Origin of the sequence: Gilliamella sp. Nev3-1, assembly GCF_001690435.1 — a bacterium.
Lineage (GTDB): Bacteria > Pseudomonadota > Gammaproteobacteria > Enterobacterales > Orbaceae > Gilliamella > Gilliamella apicola_C.
In genome coordinates, this window is sequence record NZ_LZHN01000071.1 from 29,702 (window position 1) to 50,340 (window position 20,639).

Sequence of the window (20,639 nt, forward strand, 5' to 3'; positions counted from 1 at the left end):
AAGTAGCGAAAAAAATTAGTATAACGATTTAATTAATGCGCTGCTTTGCATCGTTGTAAACATTTAAAGATTCTCGCTTACCTATCGCTAACACTTTGATAATAATAAGCTCATCAATAACTTTATAGACCATTCTGAATCCAGATGACCTCAATTTTATTTTGAAACACCCAGACAGTGAGCCACTTAACTTAGCTGATTCAATATAGGGGTTAATCTGAAGTTTTTTTAACTTTTTTTTAAATTGAAGCTGTATACTCCGATCTAATTTATTCCATTCTTTAAATGCCTTTTCATCGAACACGACTTTAAAGGTCATCCACATTTACCTCAATAATTTTACCAGGATTTCTGAGTCTATCTTCGGCAATTCTAAGAATATCTTCATCTTCGTCAATACACGGAACTAAACGAATTATTTCTGGTTGGTTTGATTTGTGTTTAATTTGCCATAAATCATACTGGGATTGTAATGATAACCACATTCTTGCAGTGCTAATTCCAGCTAGTTCTAATCGCCAAGCTAGGGTTGGCGAAATAGGGGCTTTACCATGTAACACTCTTGATATTGTTTCACGTGAAAAACCTAGATGTTTAGCAAAATCAGTAATAGTCATATTTAATGTATTAGGTAAAACTTCGTCTAATAAAATTTCACCTGGATGTGAAGGGTTAAACATTTCCATAAATGCTCCAATTATCATATAAGTCTATTCCTGTGAGGAATTACATCACAAATGGAGAGTTGAAGCAACTGATTTAACAATTAAAAAAGCAAGTTTCCTTGCTTTTTTGAGTTGTTAATTGTTATGCAACATTACTGAGTTCTTCTTGAGGTTCACTTTGATTTTCTAAATGTTCGATTTTATCCGAATATTTAAGCTCACCATCAATTTTAATGCTTGAGATTTTTAGTAATCGAGCTTTTAAATTGATTCCAACATCTCCTTTTTTAACCCCAGTGCTGTATGTAAATGTTTCAGCATAGATATCACCAACACAAAAACTGATTAAGATTTTTTTGTTAGCTTTATTTGCTTCAATACATTTTTCAACTAAGTTTTTTGCTTTTTCACCGGTAACGTTACAGTTAATGTAAGTATATTCGGCGCTTTGACAATTTCCTCTTAGTGCTGCGATTGTACATGATAAATAAGGTTTACCATTTTTGACTTTAACTTCACGGATTCGGTTTAAATAGCCAATTCCAGTTGTATGTAAATCAAAAAATTGTTTAGTTACTGTGTTATTAGTTGAGTTAGTCATAATATTCTCCAAAATTAAGTCAATAAAAAAGGAGAATTTAAGCCCAAAGGGATAAAATTCCCCTATGGGTGAGTAAAAGATAGGTTAATAAGAACTCAACATCAAAATAGATGTCACCAACCTGAAAAAACAGTGAGTTTGTTGGTTGTTAGTGCGTGATCACCTTAAAAAAGGAACGTCCCATTTCTGGCTACGTCTGAGAATTAACGATCATCTTCTCGTTGTTTGCTACTAAATAGTAACGAAAACAGGTTTCATTATAATGCAAATTATTCACTAAATTCAATATTAAATTAAAAATCAACAGCTAGTTATGTTATGCCCTTTTTACTTTTAGCCTTTTCAGCCTTTTCAAGGTAGGGCCATTCCCATTATGGCCCATTACCCTTAATACCATTACCCTTTTTACCTTACCCCTTTACCCTTTGCTTTTGCCATTTAAGTATTTAGCATTGACACAAAATAAAAGATGTTTTATATATAAAAGAATAAATTTTAATCAGAGACATGAAAATGGAAAATAAGGATAAGTCAACACAATCTGACACAAACCATAAAATGCTTTTTAATAGTGACGGTTTTGAATTATTTATAAAAATTTTATCTGGCCTAGGTAAATTTGTATGGTTCATATTCAAAGGTATACTATACATATTACCATGCTTTTTGGAAACACCAGCAGAAGAAAAAAGAAGAGAAGAAGAAGAAGAAGAAGAAAGAATAAAAAATGAAATATCGTATTATGATGATGACGGTCATGCTTACACAAGCGATGGCGATAGAATGTGGTGATAAAAGAAAAGGTTATTATAAATAATAAGCTAATTAATCAGAGACATAAAAATGGAAAATAAAGATAAGTCAACACAATCTGACACAAACCATAAAATGCTTTTTAATAGTGACGGTTTTGAATTATTTATAAAAATTTTATCTGGCCTAGGTAAATTTGTATGGTTTATATTCAAAGGTATACTATACATATTACTGTTTTTTTTGGAAACAACACCAGCAGAAGAAGAGGAAGAAAGAAGAAGAAGAAGAAAGAATAAAAAATGAAATATCGTATTATGATGATGACGGTCATGCTTACACAAGCGATGGCGATAGAATGTGGTGATAAAATAAAAGGTTATTATAAATAATAAGCTAATATGCCATTTATATTAGCTTATTATTATTTAACATTTTAACTATTTCTTTCCTTTTGTTGCAACTTTCATTGCATTGTCTTTTCCTTTTTTAGCCTTACTCATTCCATCTTCTCCTGCCTCTTGCATTTTACTTGAACTTTCATTTATAAAACGCTCTACTCCTGAACTAACTTTAAACCCAGCCCACGACAAACCTGCAAGTAAAATCAAAGGGAATCCAATAAATACAAATGACGTAATAATATCAACTAGCGATTTATTAATATTCCATTTATCGGACATAAAATGAATAGCATTATTTTCATACATAATATTAATCAGTCTAGAATCTAGAAAACGTGCCAGTTCCCAGACAAATGTTAAAAATATCAATGAAAACATGACAAATGTTAGCGTGATTATCGTCTTTGGTTCAAATCCTCCAATTAAAATAATGATAGGTAATAAAATAATAATAGACATTATTAATATCGATTGAACCATAGGTGCTGCTTGTCGCAACGCATCAATTTCAATAAAGTTCGACATAGACGAAAAAAATGCTCCTACAGATGCAATTGAACTTCCAACTTGCTCAGATATCGATGGATCCCTATTTTCGTAGTCAACAAACAGATAATCAGAACTCTGTAACATTTTTTTTGGATTTAAAACTGAACGCAAAACAATTTCATCCAGCTCTTCTTTACTGTTTGTCAACCATTCCCAAAACGAAAATTTATTAATGTTCGGATTTAAATTACCTGTTTTTGATTTTTCATTAGACTCGATCTTAATCTGCCGATTAATATCAGCAATCAGTTTCTTTTTTAATCCAACTTTACTGTCACTCCACCATATATTACATGTCGGATATCCCGAATTACCATCACCAGGCGTCAAACCTACATCTCGCTGTTCGTCATATGGCCAATCTTTTTGAGGATTCTGTGCTCTAAAAGTATCATAATATCCTGGTGTATTTAAATAGTATGACGATCCTGGCCATGTCACATCACTAATTAAATCATCAGGTAATTTAGGCAACTCAGTACTTAATTTGTTAAACGATGGATTAAAACAAAATGAATAAAATTCATTGGCTTCTTTTTTCAAAATTGGATCTTTTACTGCTAGCTCTGAAATTGTTGTACGAATCTCTCGTAAATCGGTATTACATGGTAATGTCGTAACTACAGATTGTGTGAAACCAGAAGATAACGAATGAACGAAATGCCACCAAATCGGGACGTAAATTTGTTGCCCACTAAATAAAATACTATTTTTTTTAAATGATGACGATTCTGGAGATATTTCAGCGTATGAACATTCCATTTTCTGTCGAGTAATTTTTCCGTTATCGATAGCTGCTGAAAATCCACTATGCTCATAGTGTAATACACGAACATCAAGAGGAATCGATGGATAACATGCAAAGAAAATGACAACCATGCTAATATAAATGTACGTTTCTAATCTAGTCAGAATAACGTTTGCATGCTTACCTTTTAATTCTCCGTCCTCCATAACATCTATCGTGATGCTAAACATTTTAAATATGAAAGGGACAATAAAAAGACCAGAAGATGATATAATGCTCCATATTCCGTTATTTACCAACCACGCTAGTGACAATGTCACATAGTCAAAAAAACTCATTGCAGACATATATCATTACCCCATTTTAATAAATAGCATCACTTCATTAAAACAAATTAAAGCAACACATAACATGCTAATTCTAAAAACTAATCTGTTGTAATATATCTTTTTTTCAGTTGTTACTACTTTTGTCTTTATCATTTTTTTTAGTTTTAATAAAAGGAAACCAGTAAAACAATAAATACACAAACGCATTACAAGAAAAAAATAGTAATTGCTACTCAAAAATACATTAATAGAAGCAACTTTACGTTCTGTTAATGAAAAAACAGATAATATGTAACAAATTAATCCAAGTAAAAAAATAAGAGAAATTGTAAGTTTAATAATTTTTTTCTTATCCATATTTAACTCGTTATTTATTTGCGTCAAAAGATTCATGATTATCGATATGCAAAATAGCGCCCTGTTGTCTTTGCTGCCTTCGTTCTTGTATGACAGATAAAGTATTGCCAGCAATGGATTTACGCATATCGTACTCTAATTTAATTTGATTCAGTTCCATATCTAGTTCATCTATTTGGTCCAAAATTTTAGACTGGACTGGTTCATTTTTAGCAACATTTGGCTCTTTACGGCCTGCCAACATAATACGCCGTGCCATCATCGCTTCTTCAATAGTTCTAGACAACGCCATTTCACTCGCTAAACGTTTCACTAGTACAACTCGCTCATTATCTTCCCTCAATGTTTCAATGACACTTCGAGTGACACTTACGGAGCTGCCTTCTAGTGCTTCTAATTCCGCTTTACTAATAGGCTTTGTACCATTTACTAAATCAACCAACTTTTTATAATAAAATTCGTAATATTCTTCAGTTTTGGGACTTAAACCCGTCCCTGGCTTACCTGTATCATTACCATTTTGATTTTCACTATCAGTTACCATAGTGCGCTCACCAACCACATCAGTTAACCACACTTGGGCGTCACTAGGTTTATTCCATGTTTTATAAACCCCCCCTTTATTTTGTGCATCACTAACGGGTGTTGTATCCGTAACGTTTCGATTTATTAATGAGTTATAGCCAGCTAAAGCGACATCACTTGTTATTTTAATTGGATCTTGTCCTTTCCCTCCTTTTTTTACTCCTCCAACCCATGAAATGCCATTTTTCCCTGCATCACTATCAATTTGTTTATCAACTCGAATAGCATCAACTTTCTTTCCATTTAACATCTCGGCCATATTCTCAGCTTTAGCTACTTGAACCAAACTGGCAGAATCTGTGTAATCAGCCATTTTTCCAGCAAGTTGCTTGCAGCTTGTCTTAATGTCTGAATAATCTAATTTTGCTTGTAACACACCATTTGTTAACAAATCATAAAGTTGAGGATTAGCTCGTTGTATAACTAATGCGGGTAAACTTGCAACAGCACCTTTAGCATTGTTAACAACTTCGCTCATAATATTGTTAAAACCCTCTGTTACACCATTTAGTTGATTAGAGATTGTTGAGCTAATATCAAAATTACCGCACATCATAGAATTCCATTTGCCCATATTCATAATGGATTTGGGTTTATCAAATGTATATGTAGATCCTTTTACCGATCCACCGCCGATACGATAATAAAGGCTATCAGATATCCCTCCAGTTGAATTAGCATAACTATATGAGCTAATTGTTAATAATAATGCTGTTATAGTCATTGTTGTTTTCTTTGCCATGATCATCATCCCCCAAAATCAATACTGTATAAAAATTTTTGCCCCCGTCTCTTACAACATGCATACGGTCTCCACAAAGCATAAACATAAGCTCCATCAACGCTCGCTGTATCATTAATATTTGGAAAAATACCGCATGACATACTCAATGTTGGTGCTAATTCTTGCCATTTATGATTGTTCGTATTCTCTTTAACAGGAGCTGGTGGCCAAAATCCATCTTTTTTACGCTTAGTGTAATTTTGAACGACATGCAATGAATTACTATTTGTTAATACATCAGCACCTCGTTGAACAACCACCGCTCCTGCCTTGAAGTCGTCATTTTGAGTAACAGCACCAGAACGAGGATAAATGTTTCCCCACATATTAGATGAATTACCAATTTCTCTTTTACCTGGTATTAATGCTTCTGGGTATACAGATTCAACCAGTGCTAATCGCCATGCAATAAAATCCAGTTCACTCACAAAATAAGGATAAAATGGCGTTACCCCATTATTACAATAGTAGCCCATACCCGATAGCATTTGAGAGAAAGCAGCACCGCCTGGGTGGCCAATTGCTTGAACATCTTTAAAACGAATTTTTGTTCGATTATTTGCTTGACGATTATTTGTATCCCCTCCTCCTTGAATATTTGACCCAACTAATGAACTTGCTGATGATGTAATAGCATTAATTTCGGTCCAAGGATTTTCAAACGGGTGTTCATATGCAGACATAACAACATCGGGGATGTAATGCTTTACTTTTACAGATGTACGAATTTTGCAACCGTAAGAACAAAACAGCCAAAAACAGGTTCCAGCAATTTTATATTCAGTACAACTAGTCGAAAGAGCTGACTGAACTATTTGTTGAGTACTAATAGATGTGGCAAAACTCGGCATAGTAATTATGAGTCCAAGTAAGCTACATTTTATTTTTTTTATCATCGTTTATCCTCATTACTCATAAAATCATTTACTGCACGTGCAACATCTGTTATTCCGTAAATCACATTTTTTTCATTAATAACAATCGCAGGGTATTTTTTAATACCGAGATAAAATGCTTTTGTAATTGTTTTTTGGGCTTCAATTATTTGAGCTTCATGCGCTTTCCATGCTGGTAAATTTAATTTTTTTTCAACAACTGAATAAGCGTCATCAATATCACCCGATAACTCACCAAAAAAGGAGTTTAAAAGCAGGTCTGTGCTATCTAGATCATATATTTGACAATTATCATGACAATTTTTAACTCTACTGGATTGCTCATGATTAACAAAAACATCAATACTATGAATATCTGCCCCAATACTTTGAAAACTTACAAATACAATCAGTCCTAATATACGTTTCATGCATCAGCCACCTCTGTTAAAGCCATCAAATTTTTAATCAGTAAAAAGGCATCTATCCAATCAACAACATGAATGCATAGTCGTTTCCCTGTCTCAATATCAGCTAATTGTGGCCAATGAATTTTGTTCAAATTGGGATTGCATGACACCTCGATTAAACATGCTGATTTTTTGCCTTCAAAAGCAATTAAAGCATACTCCTTATACAGTATTCCAAATTCTGTAGGATCATCTGCAGGTATGCGGCATAAACGTAATTTAGTCGAAATTATTGCCCCAATTTTTCCTAATAACTCAAAACAGAATTGTTCGAAATCTTTACGGTGATCAATATTAATATTTGATTTTTTTAATGATGTTGCATTAAATAAAAAATTATTATCATTCATTATGAATCCTCATATTTTCGTGTAATACCTCGAGCTTCATCTAATTTTTCAGCTACTTTAATGGCAGCATCAAGCTCACTAATATTAAACTCATTCATCAGTTTCATTCTCTCCGCTTTTTCATCTTTTTCTGTCATTGCCAACGCCAAAAATAGACTTGGGGGAACAATTCGGAAAAGGCATTCCACATTTTTTGATAACACAACGCCTTCCGTGTACTGACGAGCAGCTTTACAAGCAGAAGTGATCATTGAAATTTGTTCATCTGTTAATGCTTTAAAACGACGTATTTTTTCTGCTTCAGATGATTCTGTTACTAACATTTCCCACCATTCGATCATCGAGAGTAATTTCGATGCCGCATCTGGAAAATCTTCCATATTTTGAGTAGCTAACCACAACCAGACGCCCAATTTTCGCCACATTTTCGACGCTTTTGTTAAGTATGCTGCTGTTAGTGGTTTTACGGTAATAATATGTGACTCATCGGTAATATTAACGATAGCTCTGGCTTGGTGCTGATATTGTTCGCCCATATTGTTGATATGATTAATAAGAGAAATATACGCAATTGATAATTGAGCTTCATAACCCTCCCTTGCAAAAGTTGCCAAATCGACATGAATGACATCAACATCTGGCCAAGGTGTACCTTGTTTATTAAATATTTCACCTTCAAATCCTTGAGTGAACATACTTAATGATTCACCCATTTCATATGCCTTTGCACGCCTAGCTTCAGGTAAATGAGCATCTTTGCTTAAGGTAAATAATGCCTCTTGAACATCACTGGGAACAGCTTGCCGTCTTTCATCATAAGCAACTCGAGCAGCCATAACTATAGCTTGTCTAATCATTGCTCTATCTGAACGACGCAGTAATTCATCTTCCCGTTCTTCTCCTCCTGTGATCATTAAACGTATAGAAATTTCTATTTCACCGAGTACATCTCGTTGTGCATCATCTTCTTCATTTTGTTCCAGTGCTTCATTAACAATGTCATCGCTCAAATTGTTTTCATCAATTTCAAACTGAATATCTTTATTTTGTAAAATTAAATGAGAATCAGCTAAAGGATTAAGCACTACACCGCTTCCAGGCTTTAAACTTACTCGATGAACACTGACCCCAAACCGCTCCATAAAATCAACAAGAAGACCAAAAGAATTACCTGTTTCAACAATAATTGTTCGAGGACGGTACATAGCAACAAGCTGTGCTATTTCGATATTCAGAGTTGCTGATTTACCCGCCCCTGTTGGCCCTAAAATAAGTTTATGACCATTTTGTGCTTTATCGAGCATAGGATCGTAACTCAACGGCTCTCCACCTCGGTTGAAAAATGTCACACCAGAATGACCTGTTCCACTACTTCGACCCAAAACAGGTAATAAATTGGCTAAATGCTTGCACCAATTAAATTTAACATACAGTCGTTTTATGTCATTTTGAGGGTTATAATTCATAGGTAACCATCTTAAAAATGACGATGCGGAAGCAACTTCATTAGCTTCAGCTACAGTAACAAGCCCATTATTATTAAGTACTGAACTCAGCCCCTGTATTTTACGTTTCAATCCACTGATACTTGAATCTTTCACATAAAATGCAATAGAGCTGTAATACATTTTTTCTCGTTGCCTGATATACTCCATTGCTTCGTCACAATCTTCTTTTACAGACAACGATTCAGCATTCTCACCGATGGCTTTACCTCGCACAAAATTGATATGTTCTTCTAACCTGTCCTGTGGATGAGTTACAATTGTTAAACTCATCATTGTTGATTCAGGCAATACATCAAAAAGTGCATTTATTCCGTCCGCTTTACTTGTCTCGCCTGTAATATGACCAATTTTGGGTGGTGTTTTTAATCGATCCACCATAACAACCGCGTGAGGAATATTATCAAAATGCCAGTAACCCTCTTTAATCTCTGGTTCACTGTAGAAAAGGCTTTCGGCAAAATCATTAATGATCGGCAGTTCATCAGCCTGTTTTTGATCATCCATTAATTGCTTAATAAAATCTTTTTTACCTTGTAAAGGGGCGGGATTAAATATTTGAGCTAACCATCGAGAAACCTCATTTTTCCCTAATCTCTTAACAACAATTCCAGCCCCTTTTAATGCAAGTATCAAATTGTTACAAACAATATCTAGCTTTTCTTGTGCATTTAAATCTTCACGTTCTTTGGGTCCGATATACCGATATACAACTAACCTCGTTTTCCGAACCTTTCCTCTCCACGGTGTTTTTGTCACTGTGTTATCAAAAAAAAGACCATCACTTTTAGTGATACTATCTAAATGATATTCCATAATATCTAGCCATTTTTTTGTAAATTCAGTGCCTTGAGCATGCGATCTAGGATATTGTTTTAATAAAGAGATATAATCTTGTAAATTATCTTCATCTTGACAAAAATATTGTATAACCCATGGGTTCATATCTCGTTCATCAAAAGAGTCCTCAATACTGTTTGTTACAATATCACTGATATCACGAAGTTTAGATGTTGGTTTTGCTTCAGTGCCATAGGGTGTAATTTCAAAAACAGCACCGACAGATCGACCATCTTCTAATAAAATTGAATTATGCTCTTCATCAAATTCAATCCAAGGCAAAAAATCAATAATTGATTTTTTTCCATTATTGGCATAAAGACAGTTTTTTTTATGACTATGAGTCAAATTTCCTTTGCGTTTCGGTCTTTTCTCTTGAACTTCTTTTTGTGAAACTTTTTTCTTACCAAATAACTTCATTAGTAATTCTCCACCCTCTCACCTGGCATTGCATATTGCACTTCCGCATAAAATGGAAATACTGTTGAATAACCAGGAACTGGAACTTTTCCGTCAGTCAAATGAGGATAGACATACATGACTAAATCGGGATTTGGTAATCGTTGAAAAAGATTATTAATTTCTTGTTCTGCTGTGCGTGTATGCGTTACCACTTCAACATTTTGCGTTAAATTATCAACGTCTCGTCTAAGTTGAAGTCGATTATCAAATAGTTGAGAAGCACTTCCGCCTGATTTCCTATTGTAAATGTCATTCATTGTTTCACTGTTATGAGGAAACATTTTTTCTTTTGAAGTACTACAACCAGATAATAAAAATAGAGCTGTGCCAAAAGTTAATAAAAATAGTGTTAATTTTTTTTTCTGTTTCATTAATCAAGCCCTCCCATTTTTTTAATATTCATCTCATAATCAACAAATCTGCCATCAAATAAATAATCAATTTGCAGCTCCTTGCTAATGTGAATGGCAATTTCTTTACCAGGAGGGACATAAACAGCATCAAAAGTTTGCCCATAGCGTTTATTTAACCAATCAATTGTTTGATTAATTCCGCCACTCAGTCCTTTTCCTAAAACGTATTGACCATTATTACCTGTAACGGCATTGGTAACATTTGAGCCATCTGTTACAACAGTAGTATTTTGTTGAGCCATTGCATCTGCAGCAGCTGCTGCTGTACCTAGACCTATTACAGTTGATAAATATTGGCTAGCATTAGATTTAATTTCTCCCGAAACACATGGAATACCGTATTCGTCAGATAACCACCCAATACTTTCATCTTTGCTATTTTTTGAGGAATCAGGGATCGTTATAATTCGCCCATCATCAAAAACAAATGTAATTGATTTAACGTTGCCTCTTACACAAGATAAAACGTAATCACCAGAGGCTGTCCCAGAAACAATCGCCCCCTCAATATGTGGTAATTCAATTCCATTTGAGATTAAATTATCTCGACCAATAACAGCTTTAAACGGGTACGGATCAGATACAACACCATCAATGGGAACTCGACCTAGCAATGATGTCATTGAAACAGAGCCTGTTAACGTTGAATTGGCGGGTACTGTATAAAATGGTTGACGATCTTTTTCATTTTTTCGTTCACCAATAGGCTGATTGATACTCTCCTTATGGTCTTTTAGTTTTGAACGAATAGGATCGCTACCAAAGCTAGTCGGGAACTGAAATCCCGTCGTATTTTTACCTTTATTGCTACTAACAATTTGGTCAGCTGGATTAATCCATTGAATTTCATCATCATTAGCCATATCAACTTTACTACTCGTTTGCCCTCTTCCTATTGGGATTGAAACTGGTTTTGATTGTTTTAAATCAGGTGTTTCACTAGAACTAGATATAGGGGAGTTTGATGCTAATTTATTAAGCTTATCTGTTAGAATTGAAACTTTTTTTTCCAGCTCCGTAGGCTCATTAGATTTTGAATCATTTGATGGTGGCTCTATCTTGTACTGTGGTACTCTTGTCTTTTTCAAATTTTCATTTTCGGATTTTAATTTTTTCAGTTCACTTACTATATCCGCTTGATCCTTTTTTAGAGTCTTAACTAGCGTCACTAGCGTCTGAACTGTATCTTTTTCAGTATCGCCTGTAATGCCTAGTACGGATAAATCTTCTTCATTTAAATCAGCTATTTCAACTATTTCATCACTTGATGAAGATTCATTTTTTTTATTTTTATTTGCAATGACTACAATAAAAATTCCAACTAATATTACTCCACCAACGATAAGAGGTAACAGCTTATTTCCTTTAATTGTCGCCATATTATTCCTCTCTTAATTCAGGTAAAAATGCATTGATTACTTTACCTTTAGTAACAATATAAAGCATTGTTGTATCTGTCGGATCACCATTAGGACCTAATGTGTTGTGTTGAAATGTTGCAGAATAAAAGTTGCCTTGTAACAATCTTGCATCTAAATTGACATGATTTTTACTCTGATTAACTAATTTAATTGCGACAACTTCATAATTTTTTAAACGCCACACTGATTTTGGCTCAGCACTGATAGGAAGCTGTGGTACCAGCCTAGTTAATAATGGAGGTAAAGACATAGAAATTTGTTTAATACCAGGTACTTTTTCAATTGCACGCAACGGAGCATAATAGTTTTGTGCAGCATATCGAGTAAGTAAAACAGGAACTGGTAGTAATGTTTGCTCATCATGCTCAGTTACATAATTTTTTTCTGTTTTTTGTAAATTAGCATCGCTATCAGTCGTGATTTTAATTGTTTCTAATTTCGTTTTAGATGGTCCATTTCCCGTCAAATCAATTAAAATAATTTCACCTGTTTCAAGGTCTTTTAACATTAATCGAGTTTCAGTAAATGGCGCATTGCTTTTTAAATATATAACGCCTCCTAGGCTTTGTACTCGAAGCTTATCTTGTAATGAGGCAGGTAATCCGACTGATATATTTCTTTCTAAAATTACCATTCTTTCATCATTTTGATTAATAGTAATTTTAATAGGTGTTCTGTCCCATGTAATTAATTCAACAGCAATAGCATTATTGATTGACGATACAAAAATAAATAATGTTATGATTAGTTGAGAAAGTTTTATAATCATCTTATTATTCATTGTGTTCTCCTGTAGACGAAGTGAGTCTTAACGGTTGACTTGCATAGCAATTAAGCTTTAAACCCCAGGGATTTTCTTCTGGATTTGTATCACTCTTAACAACACTAAGTGGATAACGAACCATTGCTCGTTTAACAGCTTCCCCTTTGTAATATTCATCAATGTATAAATCGAATGTCACAATCCAGGCTTTATCTGATAAAATTTTCACTCGAGGCTCAAGTTGATTTGTTTCGTAATTTTTAATTCCTGAATTAATACCGCGCCCGTCAATTTCAGCAATGTTTCGAGCCCGTTCTCTTAGTTCACCACCCTGCCTTCTTTCCTCATATTCATTCAATAACTGTGATTTACATTGAGGTGTCAAAAACGGAGTAAGCGTATTAATATTACGTTTATAATCAACTTCGCCGTTTGTTGGCCAATTATGTAGTTGCTGAAAAATATAAAACGCAAATCCATAAATGTTACTTGGATCTATATCTGACCAAAGCCTAGTACTACCTGAACGAGTATCGGGAGGAATATGAATAGTCAAATGTTTAGGCGCTGACCGCCAGCCCCAAGTCATAGCTAAAATAATTACAAGCAATACAATAATCACAAATCTCAGTGATTGGATGTGTTTATCTCGCCCTGTAAGTGCGTGTAAATATTTCATTTATTTTTTACCTTATTGTTTTTTCGTCTAACGATAAATTCTTGATCATTAAAAATTAGATTATTTCCATTGAATCCTTTTTTGGCGAAAAACAAATCAATAGACCGTGCAAACCAGGTTTCTGGTTTACCTCGCTTTAATTTAGTAACCTTATTTCCACCAAAAAAAAGGGTTGGCAATGGCATGAAAACGATCGCTGAGGGAATTAACACCCAGCGACCAAATAAGATAAATAAGATAATTCCGAACAAACCACCAATAATTGCACCAACCCCTACCATCAACGATATTTCACGGACTGTCATGCCCTTATAGACTACAGGCATACGGTTGAGGCGGTCAGGAAGCATATCAATGTCATTCTCTTTCATCTTATTTACCTTTCTATTAATCTTGCAGTGTTTCAGCAGCCAATGTTGCAAGCCAAATACAAGCGACAACTAATACAATACCTATAACAACTAAAGTGCCTAGCTTTGCCCAAGACCCTTTCCCTTCACCGATATTGTTATACTCAACGATGATATTTTTTGCTGCGACAATAAAAACACCGCCAACGATAATCAATCCGCCAAAAACGAAACCGTCATATATATATGCTTGCATATTTGCTAAAAATCCGCTTTTTTTCCCTTGTGTGGGATCATCTATCTTCGGCATTTTTGCCAACGCATTTTGTCCCCATAAAGCTAAAGACAGTAATATTAGTTTTATAGACATCTTATTATTTTTTACTTGAAATAATTTTTTTGCTTTTTTGAACATGAATTTTTTTCTCCTTTAAAATTTTACTGAAAATAAATGAAAGACATCAGAATCAAGACTAGAACCACAGCACGAATAATAATTGGCGGAAAATCATCAATTTTGACACTTTCATCGCCTAACCCTTTCAAAAGACATAAAATAATGATCGCAATTAAAAATAGACCTACCGCAAAACATACCGCACCAAAAAAGTTAAATGAGTCATCCATTGTAAATGTTGCAGCATCTTTAAATGCCTTATAGGTTTTTTCTTTGATATCATTCATTTTGATATTCGCCGTCAATCGCTGGAAAGTTCGAACGGGGTTGAGATCTTGTCGGTGATATGTAGCTTTCGATACCGTGCATAACATGATCAATATCATTTTGTATTGCTTTATAATTAAAATGATAACGTTCTGACTGCTCGGTTCCCGATACAATTTCGCTTTTTATTAATGATTTTTTAACCTGCTTCAGTTGTTTCAACACTAATGCAAGTTCTTCTTTTTCATTTGCAACACTCAAATTTGAGCTTAACAATAAAGATAAACCAACTATTGAAAGAATTATGTTAGGATGCTTTCGCATATTTTTTCTCCAGTTTTAAACTGGATTTCTACTATAATGATTAATATGCGAAAAACATCAATTAAATCTTTTTTGATTTTTTAAAAAAAATTGGCTTACAAATATTTCTTAAATGAACCAAATGTAATACTAATACTGAGACCAAATAAAAAGGCCATGGGAATAAAAACGGCATTTGGATGGATTGTGAAAGGAACTGATAAATAGATAAGCCATGATAAAATTAACAAAGGCTTTATCCATGCTTTAGAATGATAATATAGAAAACTTGATTCACGACCTGCCCCGAACCGCCGAATGTCTCGCCGAACCAGACCGTCTACACAACCAACAATAGCAGCAAGAATAAAAATTGGTATTGAAAGAGTCAAAATAACTAAGCGAACCAAAAAAACCAATATAATATTAATAATGGCTTTTACATAAACGCCAACCGAATTAATATATTTATAAACAGTCGAGCTTTCATCGTTCACTGTTCCATTTACTATTTCAATCAATCCTGTTTTAACAGCAATAAATTGATATGTATTGGTAATAATATTTTCAGCAAAAACTACAGGCTCAGACAGAATAAAGCTATTGACAAAGTCTTGTTCAAGATAACTAAACTCAACATTGAGCATTTCTTCGCTATGACTATCACCGAGTTCAGTCCAAAAAAACGTTATACCAATACATTCAATAACAATGCTTATAAGAAGTGAAAAAAAAAGTGTAGAAAGTATAGATGAAATAAATCCTTTTTTTCTGGGTTTAGAACTTGAATCAGATTGTTCAACATTGGCCATTATTCATCTTTCTCCTCTAAAGTATGTAAAAAAGCTTTTTCATTATCATCAATATCCAATTCTAGATGAAGAGGTAATTCATTTTCTTCAGGACAATTAATATCTGAATCATTATCTATTTCAGGCTTTTCCCATACTGAATTTGAATTTACCCACCATTGTTCACCTGTTGAATAACTTTTTGCCATTTCTTTAGAAAGTGTATTGATTGAATCAGGCATCATGATATCTTTCTCTTGGGACGGAAGTGGCATACGAACTTTATATAAAACCCCTCCATTCGTTAATACAAATGCTTGTCCTCTCGGCAACTGTATTAGTTCTGACGGCTCAAGTAATGGCATTGACTCAGTACTAATTCTGTCCTGTGTACTCGATGTAAAATCCGTTTTTGTATCTGGACTCGGCGTATCGCTTGCACCTGATACTACCGTATTTTTGTAGATATCAACTTTAGGAAGTTGTGATGTAATAAGTTCTGCTGTTTTTGTTTCACGAACACGTAACATAATTATATTATTAAAATTCCCCTGTACTTGCCCTGCTTTTGCGGCACTCCCGACTTTGACTTCAATATCTGAAATGGTTTGTGTGTATGCAGTAACATTTATTCCTGCCCCTCGTGCTTTGTTCACAAGTGGAATAAACTCATCTCCCATGATTTCATTTACTTCATCAGTATGCAAACACACATTAATCTTAGATCTATTTTCTCCTGGTAACCCATCATCAACACCATATTTATAAATATACCCAGCTATTGATACCAGATCTGCTAGCATTGAGTTTCCAACTGCTGCACCCACTACAGCATCAGATAAAGCATCAAGTCCAATATAAACTATTCCTTTTTTTCGAATCACTTGTTCCCAGTCAAAAATTGGCCTTTCATCATTGATATCCAAATAATCTGGAGCTAATAATTGTGCTGTTTTTCCTGTTGTCAGTTTTTCTAAAAATGGCATTAATGAGGCAACAATTTTATCAAAATACGTTTTATCGTACTGAATGGCTGAACGTAAACCCTCTAAAACATCATCACGTATTCTTTGAGCAGCAATATAATCATATAGGGCTACGACAAGCTTGTCTCTTCCTCGCATTGCTAATGAAACATTTTTATCGTTAATTTTTGTTGCCATTTCACTAATAGTGATCCAAGCTTTTGGATCATGCTTATCAAAATAGTGCTGAGCATATTCTAAAAATAAGGTATCCATGTTATTTGTATAACGATTGATCTGAATATAATCGGGACGACGACCCAGTTCAATCAACGCTTTGGTAACAATATTAACAAATCGCCACGCAAACTCTTTAAATGCGGCAGAATTTCCTTCTCCTGCTAGCGGAGCTGAAACACGCTGCGCAACTTCAGTAATTCGACTAAAACGACCAATAGCGTTATACCTAGCTGAAATTTCAGGGTAACCCAAATGAAATATGTAAAATTCGTCTTGTCTACCATTACGTTTAGCCTCTGCATACATTCGTTTTAATAAGTCAGCATCTCCTTTAGGATCAATGACAATAACAGGGTCTCCTCTTGCAATATCCTGTGTAACTAGAACTTCTAACAATCTTGTTTTTCCGACACCCGTCGTTCCCAAAACTAACGTATGACCGCCCCGATCGACAAATGGCATCATGATATCGACTTCATTAATTTCGACACCGTGTAAGAATGGGTTTCCACCGACTGGAGGTAATGGCTTCAGTGGATTAAACCAACGATTTGAACTAGTACACTTTGCCATCAGGCTTTTTTCATGTTTTTGTTCCCATTGCCTAGCAGCTCTATATATAGCTGATGGTTGAACAAAACGTTTGTATTCCTCTCGACGGCACAAGATAATTCGTTGTAAATGTTTTTGTTCCCATTTAAACCCTTTCCCTAGAAAAAGAAATTTTTGGCTAACAGGAATTTGTTCACTAGTCAGAGAATAGAATGGTAAACGTTTTATATTCCGTTTATAACGAATAATGGTAATACCTTGCTTAGCCCTATAAATGCCGAACAATAAAAAAGCGCCTGCAACACCAGCATTAACAGAAGTTGATAACGCTACAGCCCAGGGGGCAACAAGACAAATAAATGCACAACTGATTGATGTTACAGCACTATACAGCTCAGAAGCGGGTCTAAATATTGCCTCAATATTGTGCTCATTACTCATGATGTTATTCCCATAATCATTGTTCAATACTTTTCGCAGTAACTAGAGCTGGATATGATGTTATTTGAAACTTCTCTGCGAGTTCATCGCCAGACATTGCGTATATAGGAATATTAGTAAGGGATTTTAATGTTTTAATCTGATTGACATTATCTATGTTTACAGCAACGGCAACAATACCATTTATTGACTCTAAATAATCATTCCTCATCTTTAACCATTCAACTGAGAGATCATCTGCACCAATAATGATAAAAGGTTGCAATGTCGGATAATCAATTGAATATGATTCAAACTGACCAGGAGAAAGTTTTTCACTATGCACTGGTAAATAGGTTCCCTCATCAATTTTCATGTTTTCAGGAGCTAAAAATTGCTGTTGTTGCTCACTATATTCATCTTGAGGATCTAACATTTCATAATACACACCCATCGAATTACCGCCATAATCACTGATTACATTCAAATCAGCTATTGCAGAATGAGTTGTTATAGAGATAATAAAAATTAATGTTTTTTTGTTTATAATCATTACAAATCACCCAATTCAATTTGTCTCCATTTGCCACCCTGATTTTGTACTAAAATTGGCAAGGTATTTTTTCCGATTTGTTCCCACTGACCACTATTGTGATTTAATGTAATTTCACCACTTTTTACTTTATCAATCGGGAGATGATTTAGACTAGCCCACCTTTGGACAGCTTGATCGTCATGTTTGGTATTCAGCAAATAAACATCCATTTCTTTATGCGTTTTTAATGCCTTACCTAATAATTTTTCACCTCTTACATTATCATTGATATCAATAAATAAAATCATTCTGTCCCCATCGTAATTTAGAGGTGCTACAAAATTAGGATTATCATCCAATTCAATAGGTAACACGTTTGTATAAAGTTTTTTAAACATACGATCATAAACTCGCTGAAATTCGAGTTCTTTAGTTGTTCGTTCAAATTCTTTTTTGGCTAATAATTTTGCGTAATACTCTCGTTCGTCTTGAGTTTCAGATTCAACTCCAAGGGTAGTTAGAGGATCAAGATTAGGAGACCAATAACGCCGCCCTCCTTCATTAATCAGTTTTTCATATTTTTGCCATTCTGTAACGGTCAATCCCCAATAAGATGCTTTCTCTTTAATTCTTTCTTCTTGTGTATTCCGAGATTCTTCATCAGATTTTTCAACCGATTCTGTGGAATCAAGATCCTTTGAAACTAGTTGAGAATTAGCTAATAAATCCCAAGAAACAAAACTTAATAGCAATACAAACAATATTTGTTTTTTTAGTATCATATTTACTCCTTAATCTATTGTCAGGGTATGCGTTTGCTGCTTACTATTTATTAATTTCACAGAGTTTTTATCAATTTTTGCAACTTTCCAAGAATCGAGCAGTTCACCTTCATTTACAAATTTTAACGCTGATAAAGATGTTGCATTTTTAGGTAGAAATACAGCCACTAATTCACCTGCTCTAAATTCAATGCTAGATAATTGATATTTAAAATTTATTGCCGTTGCAGTTTTAGCCTTTATATTACTTCTTGTTGTATTTGTTGACTTGCTATTGTTATTTGATAGCATCACTGTAATTTTTTGTATAATCTGATCTTTAAATTGTTGGAAAGAGGCAACAACGCCATCTAATGATTCTTGTTGCATTTTTTGAACATTCTTAACTGCTTCTAACTCAACTTCAATATTTGCGATAGCTGTTTCAAAATTATCTAATTTACTATCGAGATTTTTATCATTTAGAATTAGTTGCAATGACGTTATATCTTGTTGACTGCGTGCTGAACGTGTATTTAAATTGTCATAATCTACATTGATTTTTTTCTGCTCTAATTGAATTTCATCTAATTTTTTTTCCAATGTGTTAATACTGTTTATACTTATATTATTTGTGTTTATTTTATCTTCCAGTTCTTTATAGTTATTAGATGTTTTATCAATGTTAAGGAGAGATAAATGCAATGCTATCGCTATTAATATAAACAAGATTACAAATACACCACATATTAAAACTACCATTTTTTTAGTTATTGTAATAGGTTGGTTTATATTTAATTTATTTATTAGCGTATCCTTCATTTTTCGCCTCCTTTTGTTTCTATCATTCGAGGAGGTACTTGATAAGTATCAAATTGAGGTTCTTGTTTAACTGAAGAAATAGGTTGTTGTTTTCGAGAATATCCTTTTTTTAGATGAAAACAGATTTCTCGTTCAACGTCATTAACATCTAAATTCCAAGCAGGGCCAGCCATAACATGTAGTGCATCATTTAATAAAATTGGCCCCATTTTATATTGAACTTTAGGTAAAGTGCTTTCATAAAGAACATTGATATCTGAGTTAGTGCAAAGAGAATAACCTGATTGTTTTAAAGCATATTCCATTCCATCTTTAACTGTTAAATTTAAATTTTTAGGTAGTGAAATATTAATAATTTGATCTAAAACATATTTATGAATTGGATCATCTAGTTCAACAATGGTATATCGATCTGTCTGTAAAACTGGTGTAGGTTTAGATTCTATTTTAGACTTAGAACTAATAGTTTTAGAGTTATTTGTACATGCTGTTAATACAAATATTGGAAGCAATGCTAACATAGAGATAGCGATTTTCATTGTATTTACCTTTAGATTAATGTAGAAAGTAGAAAGGTAAAATGCAATGATGACTGAGTAAACAAATAAATCAATTCTGAATATGACAAAAAAACCCATTTATAAAATGGGCTTTTTGTTTTCAAGTATATATATAATTAATAT

At 33.8% G+C, this 20,639-nt stretch carries 25 protein-coding genes; 2 read left to right on the forward strand and 23 right to left on the reverse strand.

The features are described from left to right. Window positions 1-28: 28 nt before the first annotated feature. The 3 genes from A9G40_RS11430 to A9G40_RS11440 all read right to left on the reverse strand — a co-directional run bounded on the left by A9G40_RS11430 (window position 29) and on the right by A9G40_RS11440 (window position 1,266). Window positions 29-319 carry a type II toxin-antitoxin system RelE family toxin gene (locus tag A9G40_RS11430; RefSeq protein ID WP_065583136.1) on the reverse strand — a complete coding sequence of 97 codons (291 nt, stop codon included), beginning with the start codon at window positions 317-319 and terminating at the stop codon, window positions 29-31. Further along, a complete protein-coding gene (locus A9G40_RS11435; RefSeq protein WP_081302250.1) occupies window positions 309-686 on the reverse strand; it encodes a HigA family addiction module antitoxin in 378 nt (125 codons plus the stop codon). Before A9G40_RS11435 ends, A9G40_RS11430 begins: the two co-directional genes overlap by 11 nt. A 121-nt stretch (window positions 687-807) precedes the next feature. Beyond that, entirely contained in the window at window positions 808-1,266 is a 459-nt protein-coding gene (locus tag A9G40_RS11440; RefSeq protein ID WP_065583138.1) for an STY4534 family ICE replication protein, read from the reverse strand. A 513-nt stretch (window positions 1,267-1,779) separates the two neighbouring features. Between A9G40_RS11440 and A9G40_RS11445 the strand changes: the two genes are divergently transcribed. Further along, window positions 1,780-2,058 (forward strand): hypothetical protein, encoded by a 279-nt coding sequence (locus A9G40_RS11445; RefSeq protein WP_141675259.1) that lies wholly within the window; start codon window positions 1,780-1,782, stop codon window positions 2,056-2,058. Between the two features lie 51 nt (window positions 2,059-2,109). Next, window positions 2,110-2,325: a hypothetical protein gene (locus tag A9G40_RS11450; protein WP_065583140.1), complete on the forward strand. Its 216-nt coding sequence runs from the start codon at window positions 2,110-2,112 to the stop codon at window positions 2,323-2,325. A 134-nt stretch (window positions 2,326-2,459) separates the two neighbouring features. Here A9G40_RS11450 and A9G40_RS11455 read toward each other — a convergent pair whose 3' ends face one another. The 20 genes from A9G40_RS11455 to pilL2 all read right to left on the reverse strand — a co-directional run bounded on the left by A9G40_RS11455 (window position 2,460) and on the right by pilL2 (window position 20,495). After that, complete coding sequence (locus A9G40_RS11455) at window positions 2,460-4,067, reverse strand: conjugal transfer protein TraG N-terminal domain-containing protein (protein ID WP_065583141.1); 1,608 nt, start codon at window positions 4,065-4,067, stop codon at window positions 2,460-2,462. A gap of 349 nt (window positions 4,068-4,416) precedes the next feature. Beyond that, entirely contained in the window at window positions 4,417-5,733 is a 1,317-nt protein-coding gene (locus A9G40_RS11465; RefSeq protein WP_176700491.1) for an integrating conjugative element protein, read from the reverse strand. Window positions 5,734-5,738: 5 nt separating this feature from the next. Next, window positions 5,739-6,671, reverse strand: a complete 933-nt coding sequence (locus tag A9G40_RS11470) for a TIGR03756 family integrating conjugative element protein (RefSeq protein ID WP_065583144.1) — start codon at window positions 6,669-6,671, stop codon at window positions 5,739-5,741. Beyond that, the gene (locus tag A9G40_RS14425) at window positions 6,668-7,081 is read right to left on the reverse strand and encodes a TIGR03757 family integrating conjugative element protein (RefSeq protein ID WP_081302245.1); all 414 of its coding nucleotides are present in this window, start codon (window positions 7,079-7,081) and stop codon (window positions 6,668-6,670) included. The genes A9G40_RS11470 and A9G40_RS14425 overlap by 4 nt, the downstream gene beginning before the upstream one ends. Beyond that, complete coding sequence (locus A9G40_RS11480) at window positions 7,078-7,470, reverse strand: hypothetical protein (RefSeq protein ID WP_065583145.1); 393 nt, start codon at window positions 7,468-7,470, stop codon at window positions 7,078-7,080. Before A9G40_RS11480 ends, A9G40_RS14425 begins: the two co-directional genes overlap by 4 nt. Then, entirely contained in the window at window positions 7,470-10,235 is a 2,766-nt protein-coding gene (locus A9G40_RS11485) for a conjugative transfer ATPase (RefSeq protein ID WP_081302246.1), read from the reverse strand. Before A9G40_RS11485 ends, A9G40_RS11480 begins: the two co-directional genes overlap by 1 nt. Next, a complete protein-coding gene (locus A9G40_RS11490) occupies window positions 10,235-10,648 on the reverse strand; it encodes a TIGR03751 family conjugal transfer lipoprotein (protein WP_065583146.1) in 414 nt (137 codons plus the stop codon). The genes A9G40_RS11485 and A9G40_RS11490 overlap by 1 nt, the downstream gene beginning before the upstream one ends. Beyond that, entirely contained in the window at window positions 10,648-12,069 is a 1,422-nt protein-coding gene (locus A9G40_RS11495) for a TIGR03752 family integrating conjugative element protein (RefSeq protein ID WP_065583147.1), read from the reverse strand. Before A9G40_RS11495 ends, A9G40_RS11490 begins: the two co-directional genes overlap by 1 nt. A 1-nt stretch (window position 12,070) precedes the next feature. Then, window positions 12,071-12,892, reverse strand: a complete 822-nt coding sequence (locus tag A9G40_RS11500) for a TIGR03749 family integrating conjugative element protein (RefSeq protein ID WP_065583148.1) — start codon at window positions 12,890-12,892, stop codon at window positions 12,071-12,073. After that, window positions 12,885-13,553, reverse strand: a complete 669-nt coding sequence (locus tag A9G40_RS11505) for a PFL_4703 family integrating conjugative element protein (RefSeq protein WP_065583149.1) — start codon at window positions 13,551-13,553, stop codon at window positions 12,885-12,887. The genes A9G40_RS11500 and A9G40_RS11505 overlap by 8 nt, the downstream gene beginning before the upstream one ends. Then, window positions 13,550-13,924 (reverse strand): TIGR03750 family conjugal transfer protein, encoded by a 375-nt coding sequence (locus tag A9G40_RS11510; protein ID WP_081302247.1) that lies wholly within the window; start codon window positions 13,922-13,924, stop codon window positions 13,550-13,552. Before A9G40_RS11510 ends, A9G40_RS11505 begins: the two co-directional genes overlap by 4 nt. A gap of 16 nt (window positions 13,925-13,940) precedes the next feature. Further along, a complete protein-coding gene (locus tag A9G40_RS11515) occupies window positions 13,941-14,318 on the reverse strand; it encodes a TIGR03745 family integrating conjugative element membrane protein (protein WP_065583150.1) in 378 nt (125 codons plus the stop codon). Between the two features lie 23 nt (window positions 14,319-14,341). Continuing rightward, entirely contained in the window at window positions 14,342-14,587 is a 246-nt protein-coding gene (locus A9G40_RS11520) for a DUF3262 family protein (protein ID WP_065583151.1), read from the reverse strand. After that, the gene (locus A9G40_RS11525; RefSeq protein WP_065583152.1) at window positions 14,580-14,891 is read right to left on the reverse strand and encodes an integrative conjugative element protein, RAQPRD family; all 312 of its coding nucleotides are present in this window, start codon (window positions 14,889-14,891) and stop codon (window positions 14,580-14,582) included. Before A9G40_RS11525 ends, A9G40_RS11520 begins: the two co-directional genes overlap by 8 nt. A gap of 95 nt (window positions 14,892-14,986) precedes the next feature. After that, window positions 14,987-15,682, reverse strand: coding sequence for a TIGR03747 family integrating conjugative element membrane protein (locus tag A9G40_RS11530; protein WP_065583153.1), 696 nt, complete (start codon window positions 15,680-15,682; stop codon window positions 14,987-14,989). Beyond that, on the reverse strand, window positions 15,682-17,859 hold the full coding sequence (gene traD / locus A9G40_RS11535) for a type IV conjugative transfer system coupling protein TraD (RefSeq protein WP_065583154.1): 2,178 nt from the start codon (window positions 17,857-17,859) through the stop codon (window positions 15,682-15,684). The genes A9G40_RS11530 and traD overlap by 1 nt, the downstream gene beginning before the upstream one ends. Before the next feature lie 16 nt (window positions 17,860-17,875). Beyond that, a complete protein-coding gene (locus A9G40_RS11540; protein ID WP_065583155.1) occupies window positions 17,876-18,391 on the reverse strand; it encodes a PFL_4695 family integrating conjugative element protein in 516 nt (171 codons plus the stop codon). Further along, a complete protein-coding gene (locus A9G40_RS11545; protein ID WP_081302248.1) occupies window positions 18,391-19,155 on the reverse strand; it encodes a TIGR03759 family integrating conjugative element protein in 765 nt (254 codons plus the stop codon). The genes A9G40_RS11540 and A9G40_RS11545 overlap by 1 nt, the downstream gene beginning before the upstream one ends. Before the next feature lie 9 nt (window positions 19,156-19,164). Continuing rightward, a complete protein-coding gene (locus tag A9G40_RS11550) occupies window positions 19,165-19,956 on the reverse strand; it encodes a hypothetical protein (RefSeq protein WP_065583156.1) in 792 nt (263 codons plus the stop codon). Further along, window positions 19,953-20,495, reverse strand: a complete 543-nt coding sequence (gene pilL2 / locus A9G40_RS11555; protein ID WP_065583157.1) for a PFGI-1 class ICE element type IV pilus protein PilL2 — start codon at window positions 20,493-20,495, stop codon at window positions 19,953-19,955. Before pilL2 ends, A9G40_RS11550 begins: the two co-directional genes overlap by 4 nt. Window positions 20,496-20,639: the final 144 nt, after the last annotated feature.